At 60.5% G+C, this 18,362-nt stretch carries 23 protein-coding genes; all 23 read left to right on the forward strand.

Going from position 1 to position 18,362, the window contains the following annotated elements:
* Window positions 1-139 precede the first annotated feature (139 nt).
* The 23 genes from ABIE18_RS00560 (at window position 140) to ABIE18_RS00670 (ending at window position 18,359) form a co-directional block, all read left to right on the forward strand.
* Window positions 140-466 (forward strand): hypothetical protein, encoded by a 327-nt coding sequence (locus ABIE18_RS00560; RefSeq protein WP_499720690.1) that lies wholly within the window; start codon window positions 140-142, stop codon window positions 464-466.
* Window positions 467-734: 268 nt separating this feature from the next.
* Entirely contained in the window at window positions 735-1,016 is a 282-nt protein-coding gene (locus ABIE18_RS00565; RefSeq protein WP_499720691.1) for a hypothetical protein, read from the forward strand.
* Window positions 1,017-1,131: 115 nt separating this feature from the next.
* The gene (locus ABIE18_RS00570; protein WP_499720692.1) at window positions 1,132-1,365 is read left to right on the forward strand and encodes a hypothetical protein; all 234 of its coding nucleotides are present in this window, start codon (window positions 1,132-1,134) and stop codon (window positions 1,363-1,365) included.
* Window positions 1,366-1,417: 52 nt separating this feature from the next.
* On the forward strand, window positions 1,418-2,767 hold the full coding sequence (locus ABIE18_RS00575) for a terminase large subunit domain-containing protein (RefSeq protein ID WP_499720693.1): 1,350 nt from the start codon (window positions 1,418-1,420) through the stop codon (window positions 2,765-2,767).
* Window positions 2,768-2,788: 21 nt separating this feature from the next.
* Window positions 2,789-4,762, forward strand: coding sequence for a phage portal protein (locus ABIE18_RS00580; RefSeq protein WP_499720694.1), 1,974 nt, complete (start codon window positions 2,789-2,791; stop codon window positions 4,760-4,762).
* A gap of 17 nt (window positions 4,763-4,779) precedes the next feature.
* Complete coding sequence (locus tag ABIE18_RS00585) at window positions 4,780-5,580, forward strand: HK97 family phage prohead protease (protein ID WP_499720695.1); 801 nt, start codon at window positions 4,780-4,782, stop codon at window positions 5,578-5,580.
* On the forward strand, window positions 5,577-6,821 hold the full coding sequence (locus tag ABIE18_RS00590) for a phage major capsid protein (protein WP_499720696.1): 1,245 nt from the start codon (window positions 5,577-5,579) through the stop codon (window positions 6,819-6,821). The genes ABIE18_RS00585 and ABIE18_RS00590 overlap by 4 nt, the downstream gene beginning before the upstream one ends.
* 18 nt (window positions 6,822-6,839) lie before the next feature.
* Window positions 6,840-6,995, forward strand: coding sequence for a hypothetical protein (locus ABIE18_RS00595; protein ID WP_499720697.1), 156 nt, complete (start codon window positions 6,840-6,842; stop codon window positions 6,993-6,995).
* Window positions 6,996-7,139: 144 nt separating this feature from the next.
* Complete coding sequence (locus ABIE18_RS00600) at window positions 7,140-7,505, forward strand: hypothetical protein (RefSeq protein ID WP_499720698.1); 366 nt, start codon at window positions 7,140-7,142, stop codon at window positions 7,503-7,505.
* A complete protein-coding gene (locus ABIE18_RS00605; RefSeq protein ID WP_499720699.1) occupies window positions 7,505-7,840 on the forward strand; it encodes a hypothetical protein in 336 nt (111 codons plus the stop codon). The genes ABIE18_RS00600 and ABIE18_RS00605 overlap by 1 nt, the downstream gene beginning before the upstream one ends.
* The gene (locus ABIE18_RS00610; protein WP_499720700.1) at window positions 7,841-8,116 is read left to right on the forward strand and encodes a hypothetical protein; all 276 of its coding nucleotides are present in this window, start codon (window positions 7,841-7,843) and stop codon (window positions 8,114-8,116) included. It begins immediately after the preceding gene.
* Window positions 8,113-8,490 carry a hypothetical protein gene (locus ABIE18_RS00615; RefSeq protein ID WP_499720701.1) on the forward strand — a complete coding sequence of 126 codons (378 nt, stop codon included), beginning with the start codon at window positions 8,113-8,115 and terminating at the stop codon, window positions 8,488-8,490. Before ABIE18_RS00610 ends, ABIE18_RS00615 begins: the two co-directional genes overlap by 4 nt.
* A gap of 28 nt (window positions 8,491-8,518) precedes the next feature.
* Window positions 8,519-9,169: a phage tail tube protein gene (locus ABIE18_RS00620; protein ID WP_499720702.1), complete on the forward strand. Its 651-nt coding sequence runs from the start codon at window positions 8,519-8,521 to the stop codon at window positions 9,167-9,169.
* 94 nt (window positions 9,170-9,263) lie between these two features.
* Complete coding sequence (locus ABIE18_RS00625) at window positions 9,264-9,470, forward strand: hypothetical protein (protein ID WP_499720703.1); 207 nt, start codon at window positions 9,264-9,266, stop codon at window positions 9,468-9,470.
* Between the two features lie 21 nt (window positions 9,471-9,491).
* Window positions 9,492-9,896, forward strand: a complete 405-nt coding sequence (locus ABIE18_RS00630) for a hypothetical protein (protein ID WP_499720704.1) — start codon at window positions 9,492-9,494, stop codon at window positions 9,894-9,896.
* Between the two features lie 155 nt (window positions 9,897-10,051).
* Entirely contained in the window at window positions 10,052-10,354 is a 303-nt protein-coding gene (locus tag ABIE18_RS00635; protein ID WP_499720705.1) for a hypothetical protein, read from the forward strand.
* Between the two features lie 19 nt (window positions 10,355-10,373).
* Window positions 10,374-13,610, forward strand: a complete 3,237-nt coding sequence (locus ABIE18_RS00640; RefSeq protein ID WP_499720706.1) for a peptidoglycan DD-metalloendopeptidase family protein — start codon at window positions 10,374-10,376, stop codon at window positions 13,608-13,610.
* A 12-nt stretch (window positions 13,611-13,622) separates the two neighbouring features.
* A complete protein-coding gene (locus tag ABIE18_RS00645) occupies window positions 13,623-14,597 on the forward strand; it encodes a hypothetical protein (protein WP_499720707.1) in 975 nt (324 codons plus the stop codon).
* Window positions 14,594-15,718 (forward strand): Gp37-like protein, encoded by a 1,125-nt coding sequence (locus ABIE18_RS00650; RefSeq protein ID WP_499720708.1) that lies wholly within the window; start codon window positions 14,594-14,596, stop codon window positions 15,716-15,718. The genes ABIE18_RS00645 and ABIE18_RS00650 overlap by 4 nt, the downstream gene beginning before the upstream one ends.
* A complete protein-coding gene (locus ABIE18_RS00655) occupies window positions 15,718-16,710 on the forward strand; it encodes a hypothetical protein (RefSeq protein ID WP_499720709.1) in 993 nt (330 codons plus the stop codon). Before ABIE18_RS00650 ends, ABIE18_RS00655 begins: the two co-directional genes overlap by 1 nt.
* Window positions 16,711-16,802: 92 nt before the next feature.
* Window positions 16,803-17,204, forward strand: a complete 402-nt coding sequence (locus ABIE18_RS00660) for a hypothetical protein (protein ID WP_499720710.1) — start codon at window positions 16,803-16,805, stop codon at window positions 17,202-17,204.
* Window positions 17,201-17,539 (forward strand): hypothetical protein, encoded by a 339-nt coding sequence (locus ABIE18_RS00665; RefSeq protein ID WP_499720711.1) that lies wholly within the window; start codon window positions 17,201-17,203, stop codon window positions 17,537-17,539. The genes ABIE18_RS00660 and ABIE18_RS00665 overlap by 4 nt, the downstream gene beginning before the upstream one ends.
* Window positions 17,540-17,552: 13 nt before the next feature.
* A complete protein-coding gene (locus ABIE18_RS00670) occupies window positions 17,553-18,359 on the forward strand; it encodes a hypothetical protein (RefSeq protein ID WP_499720712.1) in 807 nt (268 codons plus the stop codon).
* Window positions 18,360-18,362: the final 3 nt, after the last annotated feature.

Genomic DNA, 18,362 nt, shown 5'->3' on the forward strand with positions numbered 1-18,362 from the left:
AGCAAAGTAGATCACCACACCCAACACTTGACCGTCCAACGGTCTGGCCCGGCGCCGATCCCGGGAGACGAGACGGCAACGCTGGGCGGCGGTTCGGTGCACCTGCCGCCGTCTGGCACAAACCCCAGGAGGCCCCACCATGAAGCTCGAACTCATCCAAGCGCTCGGCCACGCAGCAGAAGGCCAAACAGTTGGGTGGATCGGTAACCGCCGGCACGAGATCAGCGATGACTTCCTATTTGCCCGCAAGGTCTGCGAAGACATTCCCCGCGTAACCATCTGCAAGGCAAGCGGACGCGAAGAGATCATCTTCCCAGTAGGTGGCCGCATCATATTCCTTGACCCGCAGCGCATCAGAGGCTACTCCTTAGATCGCGCATACGTGCCTGTGCGTGCCAGTGAGAACCTACTCAGTGCTCTCCTGCCAGCACTGGACACCACCGGCGTCCCGGTCATCGCATACTGATGGGCCAGTCAACAACAGCACGCGGATACGGGGCAGCACACCAACGAGAACGCGCCCGACTCGAACCCATCGTTCGAGCAGGCGGCATCAACTGCTGCCGATGCAACGACCCCATCCAACCAGACGGACCATGGGACCTCGGACACAACGACGACCGCACCGCATGGACCGGACCCGAACACGTCAAGTGCAACCGGGCAGCAGGCGGCGCCAACGGCGCAGCAGTCACCAACCAAAAGAAACAAACCATCACAAGGGACTGGTGAGCATGGCCATCACAGCAGCTATCGACGTCGTAGTCAGCCCAGCACTCCCCATCGTCCCCACCCTCGCCCAGGACGCCGTTCGCATGGTCCGTCACGGCCTCGCAGACATCCTCGAATGGCTCGGCGAAGACGTAGGACCCCAACCCGGCGAAGAGACCCACATCATCGCATCTGGCGGGAAACTCCTTGTCTCCCAAAAAGGCTACGACTACCTACTCGCTACCCGAGGGGTAGGGGGGTCTGGATCGCTACAGATCCAGGCCTCCTTGACTCCCGCCCGGTAGTCATTTCTATTCACAGCATTTTTTTCTTTCACGCGGGAGGTGCGCCGTGACGAAGTCCTCACGTCCTCTCCGCGCCGTCACTGAGGCTGACGTTCCAGAGCCGAAACCAGAACCCATGACGCTTAACCAGGCAATTGAGTCTGGTGACTATCTGCAGATTCTTCTTGCTCAGCGTCGGGAGATCGTGGCGTCTCTGCCTGAAGAGAAGGGCCCCGCGAAAGCCGCGCTTCACCGGCAGCTCTCCCTGATCTCCAAGGAGATTCAGGCGTTGGAGGCATCGGCGAAGCAGGAGGCTATCGAAAATGGCGGACCTGTCGAAGACGAAGCCTGGGACGCGGAAGCTATCTGAGATTGCCCGCGTTGTTCAGCCTTCGGGAATTGTCTCTACGGCCTGGCCGTCAGTGGCTAAGAAAGCTTCTGAGATTGGCCTTGGTGTCGATGATTGGCAGGAGAGTATCGGCAAGCTGGCTTTGGCTAAGCGTGTCGATGGTAAGTATGCGGCTGGTATTGGCGGCGTGGTCCTCAGTATTCCGAGGCAGGTCGGCAAGACGTACCTTGTGGCACTCATTATTTTCTGCCTCTGCCTCCTGTATCCGGGGTTGACGGTCCTTTGGACGGCTCACCGGATGAAGACCGCAGGCGAGACTTTCTCGAAACTGCAGGCGTTCACCCGCAAGAAGAAGATCGCCCCCCATGTCATGAAAGTGACAACGGGCGCAGGTGATGAGGTCATCTACTTCAACAATGGTTCCCGGATCATGTTCGGTGCCCGTGAGCGTGGCTTTGGTCGCGGCTTCGACAATGTGGACGTTGAAGTGTTCGATGAGGCGCAGATCCTCACTGAGGCGGCCGTGGAAGACATGGTCCCGGCGACGAACGTCTCGCCCAACCCGCTGCTGTTCTTCATTGGTACGCCCCCTAGGCCTAAGGACCCGGGTGAGATCTTCAAGGAGAAGCGCCGTGAGGCGCTGTCTGGCGAAGATGAAGACACGGTTTACGTAGAGTTCTCCGCGGACCCTAACGCCAGCGAAAACGATCGGAAGCAGTGGAGGAAGGCGAACCCTTCGTATCCTCACCGCACGGATGACGCGGCCATGCTTCGAATGAAGAAGGCGCTCAATACTCCCGGATCTTTCCGCCGTGAGGCCATGGGTATTTGGGATAACGAAACTCGAGTCACCATCTTTGATAACTGGGCCGATGGCAAGCGTGATGAACGTCCGGCCAACCTCGAAGTCGAATCCCTCGCTGTGGCTGTGTCCTTCGATTTGAAGCATGCCGCAATTGTGGCGGCGTCTTCGGATGGCGAAAGCGTTTGGGTGAAGTCGCTGCATTATTCCACTGGCACTGGCGGTGTTGTAGCCCGGTGCAAGGAACTGCAGGGGATGTTTGATGTGCCCGTTGTTATTGACGGTCGCGGGCCTGGCGCATTTCTTATTCCTGATTTGAAGGCTGCAGAGGTCGAGTACCACGCTGCGTCTACCGGCGAAGCCTTGGATGCTTTCGCGAACCTCGAAACGAAGGTCACGGAGGGCATGTTCCTCTATGTCTCCACTAAGGAATTGGAAGACGCGGCCGCTGGTGCTGCAAAGCGCGATGTGGGCAAACGTTCGGCGCTGGGCAGGAAAAACGCCGATTCGGACATCTCAACCCTTGAAGCGGCGATGTTTGCCGCCTGGGCAACGGGCGTCGAGTTCACCCCAGCAACAACTGAGTCTGACTACGAAACGCAGGGCGTTATGTCTATTTAGCAAAGGAGAGTGAGAGGCCGCATGGGCTTTTGGCAGAATATCCTCTCCAACGTTTCAGGTGGTTCGGCTTTCTTCACTCCGCGGATCACGCATCTTGGGAGCTCGGATCTTGCCGACATCATCAGTCCGGCCAGTCTGAAGAACCTCACAGCGGCGCAGATGTGGAACTCACAGCCCCATTTCCGGACGGTTGTTTCGTTCTTGGCCCGCAACATAGCTCAGCTTGGTTTGCACACTTTTGAGCGTGTTGATCAGACTGACCGGCGCCGCGACCGTGATGGGGTTCTGGCTCAGTCGATTCAAGACGTCGATGGGGAGATGACAACTTTCGAGCTTGTGTTCGCTCTTGTGGGCGACCTTGCGATGTATGACCGGGCGTACTGGTGGGCGGCTCCATCTTCGGACATGCCGTCTGGCTGGATGATTCGCCGACTTCCTCCGACTTGGGTAGAGCCTGTGATGGCTAACCCGTGGGAGATCAAGGAATACAAGGTGTACGTCCAGCCCGGCAAGTTTGAGACGATCCCCAAGGACAAGATTCTTGCTTTCCCTGGCTATCACCCAGGAAGCATGCACGGCTCGTCCCCGACAGTTGACGCGCTGCGCGAGACGTTGCAGGAACAGGTTGAAGCTGCGATGTATCGCTCCCAAGTTTGGAAGCGCGGCGGACGTGTTTCGTCAGTCATCGAGCGGCCAAAGGACGCGCCACAGTGGTCTGATGGGGCACGTGAAGCGTTCCGTGAGGACTGGTACTCCAAGTACACCGGGAACGGTTCCAAGGCTGGCGGCACTCCGATCCTCGAAGGAGGCATGCAGCTAAAGCGCATCGACTTCTCTGCTACGGAACAGCAGTATGTTGAGGCGGCCAAGCTGTCGTTGACAACGGTGGCGTCTGCGTTCCATGTGAACCCGACGATGATTGGGCAGAACGACGGCGCGAACTACTCCAATGTTCGCGAGTTCCGGAAGATGCTCTACGGTGACACGCTCGGCCCTCTGGTGGCGCAGATCGAGAACCGCATCAACTCCTTCCTGGTCCCGCGCATGGGTCTGGAACGGCGCCGGTTCTACGTTGAGTTCAACATCGAAGAGAAGCTTCAAGGCAACTTCGAGGAACAGGGAGCCATCCTGCAGACCGCCACTGGCGGCCCGTGGATGACTCGCAACGAGGCACGCGCCATGCGGAACCTCCCAGCGCTTGAGGGCGGGGATGACCTCATTGTGCCGCTGAATGTTGTCGCTGGCGGTCAAGCATCTCCATCCGATTCAGGATCTCAGAACCTCGCGTCAGCTCAGTTCCAATTGGTCAAGGCTGTGATCAAGGGATCGGAAACGGAGTACGAGATCAAAGCCCCGGAGGAAATCCCGGAAGATCACCAAAAGGCAATGGCTGAGGTGTTCTCGAAGTTCTTCGCCCGGCAGCGGAAAGCAGTCCTGTCCGCAGTCGGCGCGAAAGCTCCCGAATGGTGGGACTCGGACCGCTGGGACAAGGAACTTGCGGCAGACATCTTGGCCGCTTCGCTGAAGGTCACCAAGGCCGCTGCTCTGTCAGCGCTCGATGCCATGGGTGAGGACGCCTACGCCTACAACGTGGATCAGACGGAAGCTTTCCTCGCGAAGGTTGCCGAGAGGATCGCTGGGCAGGTCAACGCGACCACACTTTCAGCACTCGAAGCCGCCCAAGCCGAGGATGAGCCTGACCTCGCCCACGTCTTCGACGTGGCTGAGGAATCCAGGGCAGCGAAGTCAGGCATGACCGCGGCGGCGACGTTCCTTGGATTCGGCATGGTTGAGGCTGCACAGCAGGCCCGTCCGCAGGCCAAGAAGCGGTGGAAAACCAACTCTGGTAACTCCCGGTCCTCTCATAAGCGCATCAACGGCGAGACAGTCCCCATCGATGAGAAGTTCAGCAACGGGCTGAAGTGGCCGGGATCGTTCAGCGGGGACGTTGACGAGGTCGCCGGCTGCAAGTGCTCCGTCGTGATCATCACCTGACCAATGGAAGGAACATCATGCACGTCAAGAATGTGCCCATCGGCCGGGTGAAGGCCGGCCCTGAGGATGGATTGGAAGAAGGCGAGTTCATCGTCTACCCGTCCACGTTCATCAAAGAACCCGACTCTTATGGCGACATTGTTGCCAAGGGCGCGTTTCTGGATGACATCGAAGCTTGGAAGGCGTCCGGGGACGTACTGCCGGGACTGTACGGCCATCGTATGGATGACCCGGACTACTTTGTTGCTGGCGCAACTGAAATGTCCGAGGACGACCACGGGTGGCGCATCCGCGGGAAGTTCGACCTTGAGTCACCCAAGGGTCCGCAGGTTTACCGGCTGGTGAAAGGCCGGCGACTGACCAAGCTTTCCTTCGCCTACGACACCCTAGACGAAGGGTCAGTAACCCTTGAAGACGGCCGGAAGGCGAACGAACTTCGGAAGCTCAAGGTGTACGAGTTCTCTTTCGTGCCCATCGGGGCGAATTCCGATACGAGCGTCGTCGCCGTCAAGGCTCTGGCTGAGGCAGCAGCGGCGGAATTTAAGGCAGGCCGGGTTCTGGCCTCCAAACACATCGACTCCCTGCGTTCCGCGCAGGAGGCTATCGGCGCCGTTATCGAAGCGGCCGAGGCAGCAAACGACCAGGAAAAAGCCAGCGACCAAGCCAACGTCAAGCCTGACGCCAACGACGAGGACCCCTCAGGGGGCAAGTCGTCCGCGTCCGGCGAGGAACAGCAGCCCAAGTCGTCCGTTGAACGCCTGGCGGCACAAGCAAAAATCTACGCGCTCACTGGGAGCGCAGAAGGGGGTTCCCTGTGAACCTCAAGCAGTTGCGCGCCGCCGCGCTGAAGGCGGCGCAGGATGTCATCGATGGGGCCAAGGCCGCGGGCCGAGACCTCACGGCCGAAGAGCAGACCACGGTCGAGGCCAAGTTCGCTGAGGTGGACGAGTTCGACACCAAGATCAAGGCTGCCGGAGAGTCTGATGCGCTGATGAAGCGTCTCGGCTCTTACGGGGCTCCGGAGGCTGGCGACGGCGATCGCGAGGCCGCTCCTGCCAAGTCGCTTGGCGAACACTTCGTGAAGACCGTGGGCCAGGACGGACTGCTGCGCGTCAAGACCATTGGCGGAGCAACCGTCGCAGCTCCGGAATGGTCCCCCAACGCCAAGGCTGCAACGGACACGCAGGCCACGCCGGCGAGTCTCGCCCCGTGGCTGACCACATTTGACCGCACCGTCGTCCGCGCTTTCCGCCGCCCCGTCATCTCCGACCTGCTCGGACAGGGAACGTTGGGCGCTGGATCCAACGCGGTCAGCTACCTCGTGGAAGGCGCCGTAGAAGGCAGCCTCGCTACGGTGGCTGAAGGCGGTGCCAAGCCTCAGTTCCACCTCACGGACCCGACGACTCGAACCGACGCTCTCAAGAAGATCGCCGGTTTCCTGAAGTTCACGGACGAGATGGCCGAAGATGCCGAATTCTGGGTCTCGGAAATCAACCAGCGCGGCCTGTACCTGCTCGCCTTGGCCGAAGAGAACCAGCTTCTCAATGGTGACGGCACCGGCAACAACGTGCTGGGCCTGCTCAACCGCTCTGGCATCCAGACCGAAGCGGCGGCCAACAACACGGATAACGCGGACGCCATTTACCGTGCACTGTCCAAGGTGCAGACCGCTACCGGTCTGACCGCTGACGGCATCGCCATCAACCCCGTTGACTACCAGGCTCTGCGTCTCCGTAAGGACGGCAACGGACAGTACTTCGGCGGCGGTTTCTTCCAGGGCCAGTACGGCAATGGTGACATCGAGTGGCAGCCGCCTCTGTGGGGCATCAGCACCATCGTCACGGCCGCTGTCGCCGCTGGCACGGTTGCTGTGGCGGCCTTCAACACCGCATCCACGGTGTACCGCAAGGGCGGCGTCCGTGTGGAGTCCACGAACTCCCACGCATCGGACTTCACCAACAACCTGATCACGACCCGCATCGAAGAGCGCGTGGCCCTGGCCAACCGCATCCCCGCTGCGACCGTGAAGGTCACCCTGTCCAACACCCCGCCGGCCTAATCGAAAGGTAACTCAGAAATGGCTGATAACAGGAAGCCCTACACCGTGACCATCAGCGGGATTGAGCACACGTTGCTCTTGAACGCCGAGGACGCGGAGCGCTACGGCGAAGATGCGGTTGAAGTCAAGCAGGCCCGGCCTGCCAACAAGGCTGCGACTGCCGAGAACAAGTAAGGAAGGAGGGGCGCCATGGTGGAACAGCCATTGCTAGACCCAGCAGCATTGACAGGTTTCCCTGGCGCTCCTTTTCCTGCCTCAGTCGTAAACTCGGCGGCTGGGCAGGTGCGTGACGAATGCGAATGGCATATCGCACCAGAAGTGACAGAGACGATCACGGTTTCGACTGGCCGCGACTCCGTCGCACTTCTGCCATCTCTGAAGGTGAAGGAAGTTATTGCCGTCCGCGACGGTGATGGCAACGCCATCGAAGGCTGGAAAGCCAAACCGAACGGCGTTCTTCGCCGGACCAGCGGGTGTTGGCCTGAAGAGATTGAGGTCGAGTTCACCCACGGTTATGAGACATGCCCTGCCAGTTTGCTGTCTGTCGTGGCTGATCGGGCTCGCCGGATTAAGGGTGGCGGCGTCAAGGCTGAGTCATTGGCTGGCCGCTCCATCCAGCTCGACACTGGTCCTGACGCGGGCCAGAACAGTGTCTCGAAGTACAAACTTCCGGAGCGTCCCTGATGAACCTTATGGATCAGACGCTCACGCTCCGCTTCAGAGGCCAGCCCGTTGAGGGTGAATATGACGATTATGGGAATCCTGTCGTTGGACCTCCCCGCGATGAGGAATGGCAGGCGTGGTACGAGCCGCGAACATCAGGCGAGGACACCTCAGCCAAGGACCAGCAGGTCTTCGGCTACTGGGTGAACCTGCCTCTTGAAGCCCCGCTCTCTGCAGCGGACGCCGTGGTCATTGAAGGAATTGAGTATCAGGTTGTTGGCGAGCCTGGCCGGCAGCCGGGCGGGTTCATCGTTCCGGGTTTCATCAAAGCTGCTGTGGAGAAGGTGACTGGCTGAATGGCTGAAATTGAGATCAGTTACGAGTTCATTCAGAAGGCTGCGCGGCATCCGGGAGTGGCGGCGGCTTTGCAGGTTGTCGCTAACCGGGTGAAGTCCCGGGCGAAGCAACTGGCTGACAGTGATGGCGTGGACATGCGCGTGACCACGGAGTCTGGTGTGCGTCCTGGTGGCCGTCCGTTTGTGAACGTGGTTGGCGATAACGCTGATCAGGAGTTCGGGACTAGCCGCATGGGCCGCTTCCGGATCCTTGGCCGTGCGGGGGCGGGCGGATGAGCTGGCCTGACATTGAGACGGCGCTGACGAAAGCGCACCGCGAGGCAACAACTGTGCAGACCGGGACGAAGGTCCCGGGCGACGTCGAGCTGTTGGAGAAGTTCGTTAGGTTGGCCCGCGGCCCCGGCACGGACGACATGTTGACCGACGCCCCAGTCGTGGATGTCGAGTGTTTCTCCAACGATTACAAAACTGCGGCCGCCCTCGCTGAGAGCACCCGCCAATGGTTCCACTCACTCAATGGCCGGAAGGTCGGCGGCGTGCAAGTGGATCGGGTTCGCACGGTTGTAGCGCCCTCATGGGTGGACTACCGAAACCCAGGCACTAACAGGTTCGTGGCGTCTTACGCGCTCGAATTCCGCCAAACGTACTGACCAACCCATAGAAAGGTGAAGCGCTGCCATGGCGACCTTTACTGAGGCCAAAGGCCACAACCCGTCCAACATCCGCAAAGTCCTTGAGATGGCTATCTTCATGAAGCCGTGGGAGGACGACGACACCGAGATCACGTCAATTTATGGCGCTACTGGTCTGGTTATCCCCACGGGCTACTTGCCTGTCGGTATGACCACGAAGAGCGACGGTGCGACGTGGTCCCGTGACCAGGAAACCAGCGACGTCGAGTCCTACGGTTACTCCGAGCCGACACGGTCGGACATCATCAAGGACGTCACTGGGCTGGCGTTCACGATGCAGGAATCCAAGAAGCTGACCATGGAGGTTTACCACGGTCTGGATTTGACCGCGGTTACGACCGACGCGCAGGGCAACTTCTACTTTGACCGCGCTTCCCGTCCGGTGTCCCGTAAGTGGCGGGTCCTCGCGCTGGGCAAGGACGGCGACGGCCCCGATGCCGTCTACATCGCTAAGTGGCTGCCTAAGGCGCAGGTCACGGAGAACGGCGAGCAGGCGTGGTCTGAGGGTGACGAGATCAAGTACCCGGCCACCCTGTCTGGCAAGACCGACGAGCAGTTCGGAACTTCCTACCGGGAGATCTGGGGCGGCCCTGGTGTCGATCACGCGGCGATGGGCTTCCCGGCTCCGACCCCGTAATGACTGGTGGCCTCGGCTCCTTGGTGGGCCAGCCGGGGCCACCCTCTTTCTTGGCCCACTCCATCATCCATTGACCTCTTGAAAGGTGCCTCTCATGGCCGCGAAGAAACTCGAAACTCTGGTGTCTACCGAAGGTAAGGAATGGGACCCGGAAGACGCAGCCCAAGCAACGAACCTACGCGCCCGCGGCTGGAAGCCCAAGTCCGCCTTGGAAGCCGAGGAAGCGAAGCAGGCCGCTACGGAGGCTGAGGCGGACAAGAACGCCTCCGAGGCCCGGGCATCCAAGACCACCACCAAGTAACCAAACGAAAGGCCCACCACCATGGCAAAGAATCAGCAGTTCAAGACTTGGGACCAGTACACCGAAGAGGCTGCCCATGACCCGTTCCAGCTCCCGGTATCGGAAGACGAAACGATCATCGTCGAGGCACCGACCGGCGCGACCCTGATCCAGTGGGCACGCGCCTACAGGTCCAGCGACATCGAAGCCATGCTCATCACGCTGTGTGGTGAGCAGTGGCCTCGCATTGAGAAGCTGCTCGCGAAGGCCGGCCATGAGGCGATGAGCAACCTGGTAACCGACATGATGCTCTTCTTTGACCTTTCGGAGGACGTCACCCTTGTTGGCCCGGGCGGCGGGAAGGTCACTGAAAAGGACCCCCGCAAGATCCGCATCATGCTGAAGCAGGGATACCGCCCCGAGGGGGAAGCCGTTTCCCGTACCTAGTCACGGTTGTTGACAGGTACGGGGCGGAAATCGAGTACGACCTCCACCACGAGTTGGGGCTTGACCTGCTTGATTTCTTCCGGGGCGAGCGGTCATGGCGGAAGCTGTCGGATCTGATCCGGCAGCTTCCGTCGTCTTCCCGCACGACTGAGGCCATGGCGAACGATGACGAACTAGCTGAGTCCTTCAAGGATGACGCGCCGTCTAAGGGTTCTGGGCCGAAGTTGTCCGAGTACACGGCTGAAGTTGCCCGGCTGGATGCGATTGCGGACCTCATCGCGCAGCTCATAGCGGCAACCATCCAGGTGAACGGCGGAAAGGCTCCCAGAATGCGCCCGGCCACACGTCCGGAGACCGCGTTCACGCGGGCAGCGCAACGCCGTTCAGAGAAGAAGATGTCCGCGCTTATCGCAGAGGTTGAGGCAGCCCAGCAACGGGCGGCTGAAGCCATCACATAACTCAACAAGGGAGCTGACTTTGGCACAGGCGCAGGACACTGTTTGGCTCCCGGTACTACCTTCAATGAAGGACTTCGGCCCGGCGCTGGTCAAGGGTGCAGGGGCAGAGACGGACAAGGCTGGCGCTTCCGTTGGCAAGAAGTTCGGTTCGGCGATTGCTGTCGGAGTGGCCGCCACGGTTGGGGCTGTGGCGGCCGCCGGCGGGGCGTTGTACAAAGTCGGGACGGTTTTTTCTGACGTCTCCACGACAATCAGCGTCGGGACAGGCGCGGCAGGCAAAGACCTGCAGGCGCTCAACGACTCTGCGAAGCGCGTCGGCTCCACCATGCCCCGGTCCTTCGAGGACATCGGCGGCGCTGTCGCTTCCGTGAAGACCAGCATCGGCGGCATTGGTGAGTTGTCCGAGGCTGAATTCGACCAGGCAACCAAGAATGCACTGAACTTCTCGAAGGCCTTCGAGATCGACACTGACAGGGTTACCCAGGTTGTCGGCCAGATGATGAAGACCGGCCTTGTTGGTGACGCGAACGAAGCATTTGACCTGCTCACGGCCGCAGCCCAGAAGGTTCCGGCCGCCGTCCGCGAAGACGTCATTGACGCCGTGGATGAGTACGGCCCGTTCTTCGCGCAGCTTGGTATCAAGGGCTCTGACGCCATGGGCATGCTCGTGGCTGCGTCTGAGAAGGGCATGTACGGCATCGATAAGACCGGCGATGCCCTGAAGGAATTCACGATCCGAGCCACGGACATGTCTTCATCAACGGCTGGTGCCTACAAGACGCTTGGTCTTGATACGCAGAAGATGACAAAGGATCTACTGGCGGGCGGCGACACTGGCGCGGCGGCCTTCCAGAAGATCGTTGGCGCGTTGGGCAACATGAAAGACCCCGTCGCCCAGTCTCAGGCGGCTCTTGCTCTGTTCGGCACTCCGTTGGAGGACTTGAGTACGGAGGACATCCCGAAGTTCATCGCTTCCTTGTCTGGGGCGCAGGGCGCTCTTGGCGACACAGAGGGCGCCGCTGAGCGAATGGGCGACAACCTAAACGGCGGCATTGCCGGCAAGCTGCAGACCTTCGGCAACAAGGTGATGGTGTGGCTTGAGCCCCTGGCAACTGGCTTCCTGTCCGGTCTCAGCACAGTGTTTGACGAGATCGCCGGCGGCATCACCGCGTTTACCGCGGCGTGGGTGGCCAACGACGGTGACATTACATCTTCCGGGTTCCCGGGCTTCATGGAGCAGGTAGCTTACTGGGCGCGCCAAGCGTACGACGTCTTCCAAGCGAACGTTCTGCCGATCCTGCAAAGGTTCGGCGACTACATCATCACGTCCGTCATCCCGGCAGTGAGGGGCTTCGGCAATTGGGTGGTCCAGAACAAGGACTGGCTGCTGGCTCTCGGCATCACGGTCGGAACCTTGGTCGTCGGCATGCAGTTGTGGATCGGCGCCATTCAGGCGTGGAAGACCATCACGACGGTAGCGACAACGATTCAGATGGCGTTCAACGCGGTAATGGCTGCGAACCCCATTGGGCTGATTGTCATCGGCATTGCTGCTTTGGTGGCCGGGCTTGTTTGGTTCTTCACTCAGACCGAGCTTGGGCAGCAGATCGTGCAGAACGTTTGGGGCGCTATCCAGACATTCATCGGCGGCACCGTCGAGTGGTTCCAGACGTACGTGTTGCCGACCGTCCTGGCTATTTTTGCCGGGGTAGGCGCCGTGTTCGAGTGGCTTTGGGTCAACATCATCCAGCCCGTTTTCGGGTTCATCGTCGGCGCGATACAAGCCGCGTGGATGGTCATGGATTACATCTTCAAAATCATCAGTGCGGTCATCACGCAGGTTGTGGGCCCGGCATTCAACTGGCTGTGGACCTCCGTGATTCAGCCGGTGTTCGGATTCATTGGGGCCCTGATCGGCGCGTGGTGGAACACCATCGTGAAGCCCATTTTTGACGCCATTGTTTGGGTGCTGAACAACGTGCTTGGGCCGGCTTTTGATTGGCTCTACCAGACCATTATCAAGCCAGCCTTCGATGGAATCGGCGCGGCTATCAAGTGGGTTTGGGAGACCATCGTCAAGCCTGTCTTTGACGCGCTTTCTGACTTCATCATGAAAACCATTCCGAAGGCCTTCGAGGACGGCGTCGGTTTCATCAAGACGGCATGGGACAAGCTGCAGGAAATCGCGAAGGCACCTGTCCGGTTCGTGGTGGACACGGTCATCAACGACGGCCTCATCAACGGGCTCAACAGTATCGGCGGGGCATTGGGCTTGGCTCCATTGCCGCGGGTGGCGTTGCCTCCGGGATTCTCCGAAGGCGGCTACACCGGGCCAGGCGCTAAGTATCAGCCGGCTGGCATCGTGCACGCTGACGAGTTTGTTTTCACGAAGGAGCAGACCCGCCGTGCTGGTGTGAGGAACCTCTACGCCATGGCTCGTGTTCTTGACGGGTACGCGACTGGTGGCCTGGTTCGACCGATCCGCGGCGCGACAATTTCACAGCCTTTCCATAGCGGGCACAACGGTATCGACTTCGCGGCTGGGACGGGTACGCCCGTCGTGGCGGCTGGCCCTGGCCGCGTGTCTTCTGCTGGCTGGTCATCGTATGGCGGCGGCAATGAGATCCATATCGATCACCCGAACGGGTTGCAGACCTGGTACGCCCACCTTTCATCCTTCGCGGTGAAGATGGGCCAGATGGTCAACGCCGGTTCCAAGATCGGCGAGGTTGGCTCGACTGGCAACTCCACCGGCCCGCACCTTCACTACATGGTGCTCAACGGTGGGTGGCCGAACTATCGCAACCCTGCCGAGTACTTGGACGGCGGTGGAGATCCGGGCTGGAACCCCGTTGGCGCGATTGTGGACGGGCTCCTTGACCAGTTCAAGAAGGCCTTCCCACAAGCAGGTCCGTTCGCGGATCTCGCCATCGGGGCGGGCAAGAAGCTCCTTGACGGTGCGGTTGCGTTTGTCACCGGCAACGGCGGCAAGGACAACACAGGTTCGACGGGGCTTCCATACCTGCACGACCAAGGTGGCATCTTGCCCACCGGTTTGTCGCAGGTCATGAACCGAACCCAGAAGCCGGAATACATCCTCAACCCGCAGCAGTGGGATGCCATGTACAGCATCGCATCGAGGCAGGGGCCGGAACGCCCGGGCGTCAACATCGAGCATCTTCACGTGCGCGATGAAGACGAGATGGTTCGGAAGCTCGAGACGTCTCAGCGCGACTTGCTCGCCGTTCACCAATAAAGAAGGAGTCCAATGGGCATCGGTTACGCAACTCCCTACGTGCCACCGGCTCCGGCAGTTAGCCCGTGGCGGGGTGCTGTGATGACGTGGACTGCCAAGGGAGTCACATGGCCTCTCACGAACCCGGCGTCAGGCATGTTCTTGATGCCGGGTGTGAGGGGCCTCGGTTCGGTAACCACTGACCGCCACGCGACTTCATCCCCTGCTGTTGCCGGGTCTCGGCATGAAGGCGTCTCGGTCCTTGACCGCGGCGCCTTCTGGCCGGTGCATATCTTCCACGATGGCAGCTCTGAGGAATGGGTGGAGCGGGACCGTGCTTTCTGGAAGGGCATGGACCCGGATGACACCGGGGTTTGGGAGATCATCCACCCGGACGGCACTAAGCGTTCCCTTCGGCTGAGGTTCCGCGACGACGGCGACCACACGATCACTTACGATCCGTTCAAGTACGGGTGGCAGTCGTACGGCATCACCTTTGTTGCTGAGCAGCCCTACTGGGAGGGCGCCCCCGAGGTTCGGTCTTGGAAGAACCCGGTTTATGAACCGTTCTTCGAACCGGATGGTCCGCAGATCGTCAATATCTCTTCGAGCGCTGATGTGTCCAAGGCCAGGATCGACAACTTGGGAGACGTCGAGTCCTACGCGCAGTGGTTCATCGACGGCGAGACGACATCGGCGGCTGTTGGTGTTGGCGGAATGGTGGTCGATGTTCCGTTCACCGTCCCCACCGGCAAGTGCTTGCTGATCGAGTCTGACCCGGACCGTATCGGCGCGACCATGTACGACATTGTTGCGGGCGCCCCGGAGAAGCCCTCTCAGCGGGTCTTGGGCGTGGACATGATCAACCCTGTTGACCGTTCCGCCGATCTCGGCGAAGCAGAGTTCCCGCCAATCCCGGCCGGCGAGGGCGTGCAACTGTCGCTCTCGCTGGCCGGCACCGGCGTCGTAGAGGCGCTGTTGCCGTCACTGTATCGGAGGGCATGGTGAGCGTCTTCAGGGTCGGCGTGTACGACAAGAACCGTTGGTTCCGGTGCCAGATCGGCAACCCCTCAGCGTTGTCAGTGACGGTCCGGCACAACCTGGTCTCGACATTGAGCATGACTGTCCCACTCGGGCATCTGCGCTTCGGAGAGCTCATGGCAGACGGGGCCCGGCTGAAGGTCTCCTTCAAGGGGGAGCATCTGATCTCCGGACCGATTGTTTCTGACGAGGGGCAGACGGACGGGGTGCAGGGGTACGCGACGTTCACTGTTGAGGATGACTTCCGCGTGCTACGGGACATCCTCGGCTGGCCGGTCCCGACGTCGCCCTACACCAACCAGACGGCAGCGGAGTACCGGACCTATACGGGCAACGCCGAAACGATCCTGAAAACGGCGGTGACTGAGAACGGCGTGAACCGTCTGGCTGTTCCGGGCCTGACTGTTGCGCCGAACCTGAACCGCGGGGCTGTGGTCCCGGGCGGTGTTCCGTTGCGCATGCACCCGCTCATGGACCAGATGTTCCCAGCACTCGAATTGGCTGGTATCGGCGTCACAGTCCAGCAGGTTGGCAGCAACCTTGTTCTGGACGCCTACGAGCCGCAGATCTTCCCCCGGAAGCTTTCATCCAAGGGTCGGACCCTGAAGACCACGAAGTGGAACAGGACCCGCCCCACAGCTTCCCGTGTCGTGGTAGGCGGCCAAGGTGAAGGTACGGCCCGGAAGTTCCGGGTTGTCACAGATGCCGCCCGCGAAACAAAGTACGGGATGCGGGCCGAGACTTTCCGGGACGCCCGCGACGACAACACCGACGCCGTCCTTGATGCCCGCGGCCAGGAAACTCTGGACGAAAACGCAGCCAAGAACGGCCTGTCGTTGGAGCTCGCAGGCACAGGGATATTCCAGTACGGGCCGGGTGGCTTCCATGTTGGCGACCGTGTCCCAGTGGACATCGGCGGCGGCCAGGTCATCACCGAGACCATCCGTGAAGCAACCCTCAAATGGGTTTCCAAAGACTATGCCAGCGTCGATCCCTCCATCGGGGAACTGACTAACCAGCCTGCGCGCATTGTTGCGCAGCGACTTGCTGCCCTTGGTAAGAGGCAGCGGAATCAGGAGCGTATCTGATGCCTGTTGAGTTCATCTCCCGCGGCTATGACACGACGTCAGATAAGCCCTACACAGAAGGTTTCTGGGCGGACGCGCATTCCATCAAACCTATCGGCTCTGCCCGGTACGGGGTTTTGGGCGTCAACGATTGGAAGGTCACGCCTGTTGCGGGCGCTGACCGTACGGTGTCTATCGCTCCGGGCCACGGCTTCGGCTGTGGTGTCACGGATCAGACGGTCGCTAACGAGACGCTGCAGTTCGACATCAACACGACTGGCACGCGTTATGACCTTGTGGTTGTGCGGCGCGACTGGACCCCGACCGCTGGTGTCTCCAAGTTCGACATTGTGAAGGGCAGCGCAAGCAAAGCAATACCCGGGACGCGCAAGTCCGGCCAGGGCGTTGAGGATGACCAGCCTATTGCGCTGGTACCGATTGTTGCTGGGCAGACGCAACCGGGAACGATCATTGATCTTCGGTGCTGGACCAGCAACGGCGGCGTCATCGCGAAGGACACATTGGCGCTTGGATATTTGGCCCAGCTCGGTGCCTGCGTCCTGATCGGGTCTACTACTTGGCGTTACACATTTGGCACGAACGGTGTTGCCGGGTGGGTCAGTGACGCACCTGACTCGAAGCCGATTGCGCTTTCTGGTGGTTATGCTGCACTGGGCGCCGGGTATGTGGCGCCGTACACCCGGAAGCATGCTGACGGGCTGGTCTTCATGGGCGGCGCTATTGGCGCGTCCGGGTCATCCGTGAACGTGGACCAGGCCCGGCCGAACCGTTTCAAGGTTGGCGAAATTGACGCCGCTCACCTTCCTGCCGGTATCGAGACTTTCGACCCGATAGCAACCGAATCCATGGGCAAGGTCTTCTTGTACGTGTACCCGGTTGGCCACGCGAAAGCGGGCTGGGTGGAGTTCGAGGCGACAGTTGCCGCGGGAGTTATCCCGAAGTCGGCATTCTCGATTCTGCTCACGGGCGGCTTCAGTTGGGTGGCCGCATGAAAGCCTTAGCATCCCTCCGAGGCTTGACTAGTAGCGCCCGCTGTCGGGTGCTGGCCAACTTCCCTAAGGTGTATGGGCCCCGCGGGATGGTCATGCTTGGCAAGGCTCTCATGTGCGCGTGCTTCGGGTTCTCTTACCTTGGTGTCCTGCCCGAAAGGCCGCAGCCGGCGCTGGAGATGGTAACCCGCATATTCCCCCTCGAAGTGTGGGCGGTTGTCTGGTTCCTTGTTGCGTTCATGCTGGTGGCGTCCGCGTTCAAAGTTGACCAGTCGCGGGCGCTAGGTGCTGTCGCTGGGCTGCTGTCGTTGTGGGCGCTGTCGTTCGCTGAATACTTCTTCCGCACTCCCGTCTTACCGAACGGGACATGGAATACGGCATTCGTATCTGCTGCTCTGCTGGCTTCCATGGCGTTATCCGCTGCTGGTTGCGCACGCATGATGAACCACGCGCCGTCCCACCCGGAGATTGTGCAGAAGCCGGGAGACCCCCAATGACCGAAGTCCCTTGGGCTGCCATCGTCTCGGGCCTAATCGCGGCATCAGTTGGTGTCGTCACGGCACTGTGGGCTCGAAAGTCCCAGTCCGAAACCAACCAACTCGCCGGAACAAACCAAGAGGTTGAGCGGTACAACAAGTTCGCCAACGAGCTGCAGGAAGAACGCACCCTCTACAAGGAGGACGTGTCCAACCTGCGCAAAGAGTTCGAAGCGTTCAAAGCCAACGTCCAATCCCAGTTCTCCCAGTACCGGGCATACATCCACAAACTCCGCGGCCAGGTTCACGAGCTCGGCGGAACCCCGCACGAATGGCCCAAGGACCTGGACCAATGAGCAAGGAGACACCATGACAGCCCAGTTGATTACCCCCAACCCGGATATCTGGTGCAAGCCCGGCTACTGCCTGATGTACGTGCGCCAAACGTACGGGCTGGATGGGCTGTATCCAAGCGCAACCGCTGGATGGAACGCCGCCCAAAGGAAGCACCGGGACTGGAACTTCCCTGCTGGATGCTGGGTGCCTGTCTGGTTCAGCCTCGCAATAAACCCGCTCGGCCACGTCGCCTTGCTTGCCCCGGACGGTTCCGTCTACTCCACAAGCGATGACTCGAATATTCCGCACCATCACCCGAATATGTCCCACTTGATCCGCTACTACGCGGGAAGTAACCCGCTCACCTTTCTTGGGTGGACGGAAGACATCGAAGGCGTGGCCGTCGTCGCCGGCGATTACATCAACCTCTCAAGCTCCACGAGCACCACCCCACCCGAAGGAGAAATCACCGTGGCTGAAGCAGATCGCATTCTCGAATACATCCAGGACATCGCCGCTGACGGCTGGACTGATAGGGACGGCAAAAAGCACCCAGGCTTCATGCTCGTTGGCGAGGAGTCCCAGCGCCGACTGGACGGCGTCACTGCCCTGCTCCTGCCCGGTGAAGACGGCAAGCGTACCGCTGGTCCCATCCCGCAGATGCTTGCCGAGTTGCAGGGCGGCCAGCGCGCCATCCTCTCCGCTCTGGAGAACCTCGGCAGCGGCCAACCGATCGATGTCGAAGCAATGAAGGAGGCGGCAAAGGCAGGCGCCGAAGAAGCGCTTGCAGGTCTCGAAGCCATCGCCACCACCACCGTCACGCTGAGCCAGGAAGGCTAACTC

Source organism: Arthrobacter sp. 2762 (assembly GCF_040548745.1).
Classification (GTDB): Bacteria; Actinomycetota; Actinomycetes; order Actinomycetales; family Micrococcaceae; genus Arthrobacter.

Coding starts and splice junctions, on each gene's coding strand:
- ABIE18_RS00560 (WP_499720690.1), top strand. CDS start 140: ATGAAGCTCGAACTCATCCAAGCGCTCGGCCACGCAGCAGAAGGCCAA.
- ABIE18_RS00565 (WP_499720691.1), top strand. CDS start 735: ATGGCCATCACAGCAGCTATCGACGTCGTAGTCAGCCCAGCACTCCCC.
- ABIE18_RS00570 (WP_499720692.1), top strand. CDS start 1,132: ATGACGCTTAACCAGGCAATTGAGTCTGGTGACTATCTGCAGATTCTT.
- ABIE18_RS00580 (WP_499720694.1), top strand. CDS start 2,789: ATGGGCTTTTGGCAGAATATCCTCTCCAACGTTTCAGGTGGTTCGGCT.
- ABIE18_RS00585 (WP_499720695.1), top strand. CDS start 4,780: ATGCACGTCAAGAATGTGCCCATCGGCCGGGTGAAGGCCGGCCCTGAG.
- ABIE18_RS00595 (WP_499720697.1), top strand. CDS start 6,840: ATGGCTGATAACAGGAAGCCCTACACCGTGACCATCAGCGGGATTGAG.
- ABIE18_RS00605 (WP_499720699.1), top strand. CDS start 7,505: ATGAACCTTATGGATCAGACGCTCACGCTCCGCTTCAGAGGCCAGCCC.
- ABIE18_RS00610 (WP_499720700.1), top strand. CDS start 7,841: ATGGCTGAAATTGAGATCAGTTACGAGTTCATTCAGAAGGCTGCGCGG.
- ABIE18_RS00615 (WP_499720701.1), top strand. CDS start 8,113: ATGAGCTGGCCTGACATTGAGACGGCGCTGACGAAAGCGCACCGCGAG.
- ABIE18_RS00620 (WP_499720702.1), top strand. CDS start 8,519: ATGGCGACCTTTACTGAGGCCAAAGGCCACAACCCGTCCAACATCCGC.
- ABIE18_RS00625 (WP_499720703.1), top strand. CDS start 9,264: ATGGCCGCGAAGAAACTCGAAACTCTGGTGTCTACCGAAGGTAAGGAA.
- ABIE18_RS00630 (WP_499720704.1), top strand. CDS start 9,492: ATGGCAAAGAATCAGCAGTTCAAGACTTGGGACCAGTACACCGAAGAG.
- ABIE18_RS00635 (WP_499720705.1), top strand. CDS start 10,052: ATGGCGAACGATGACGAACTAGCTGAGTCCTTCAAGGATGACGCGCCG.
- ABIE18_RS00645 (WP_499720707.1), top strand. CDS start 13,623: ATGGGCATCGGTTACGCAACTCCCTACGTGCCACCGGCTCCGGCAGTT.
- ABIE18_RS00655 (WP_499720709.1), top strand. CDS start 15,718: ATGCCTGTTGAGTTCATCTCCCGCGGCTATGACACGACGTCAGATAAG.
- ABIE18_RS00660 (WP_499720710.1), top strand. CDS start 16,803: ATGCTTGGCAAGGCTCTCATGTGCGCGTGCTTCGGGTTCTCTTACCTT.
- ABIE18_RS00665 (WP_499720711.1), top strand. CDS start 17,201: ATGACCGAAGTCCCTTGGGCTGCCATCGTCTCGGGCCTAATCGCGGCA.
- ABIE18_RS00670 (WP_499720712.1), top strand. CDS start 17,553: ATGACAGCCCAGTTGATTACCCCCAACCCGGATATCTGGTGCAAGCCC.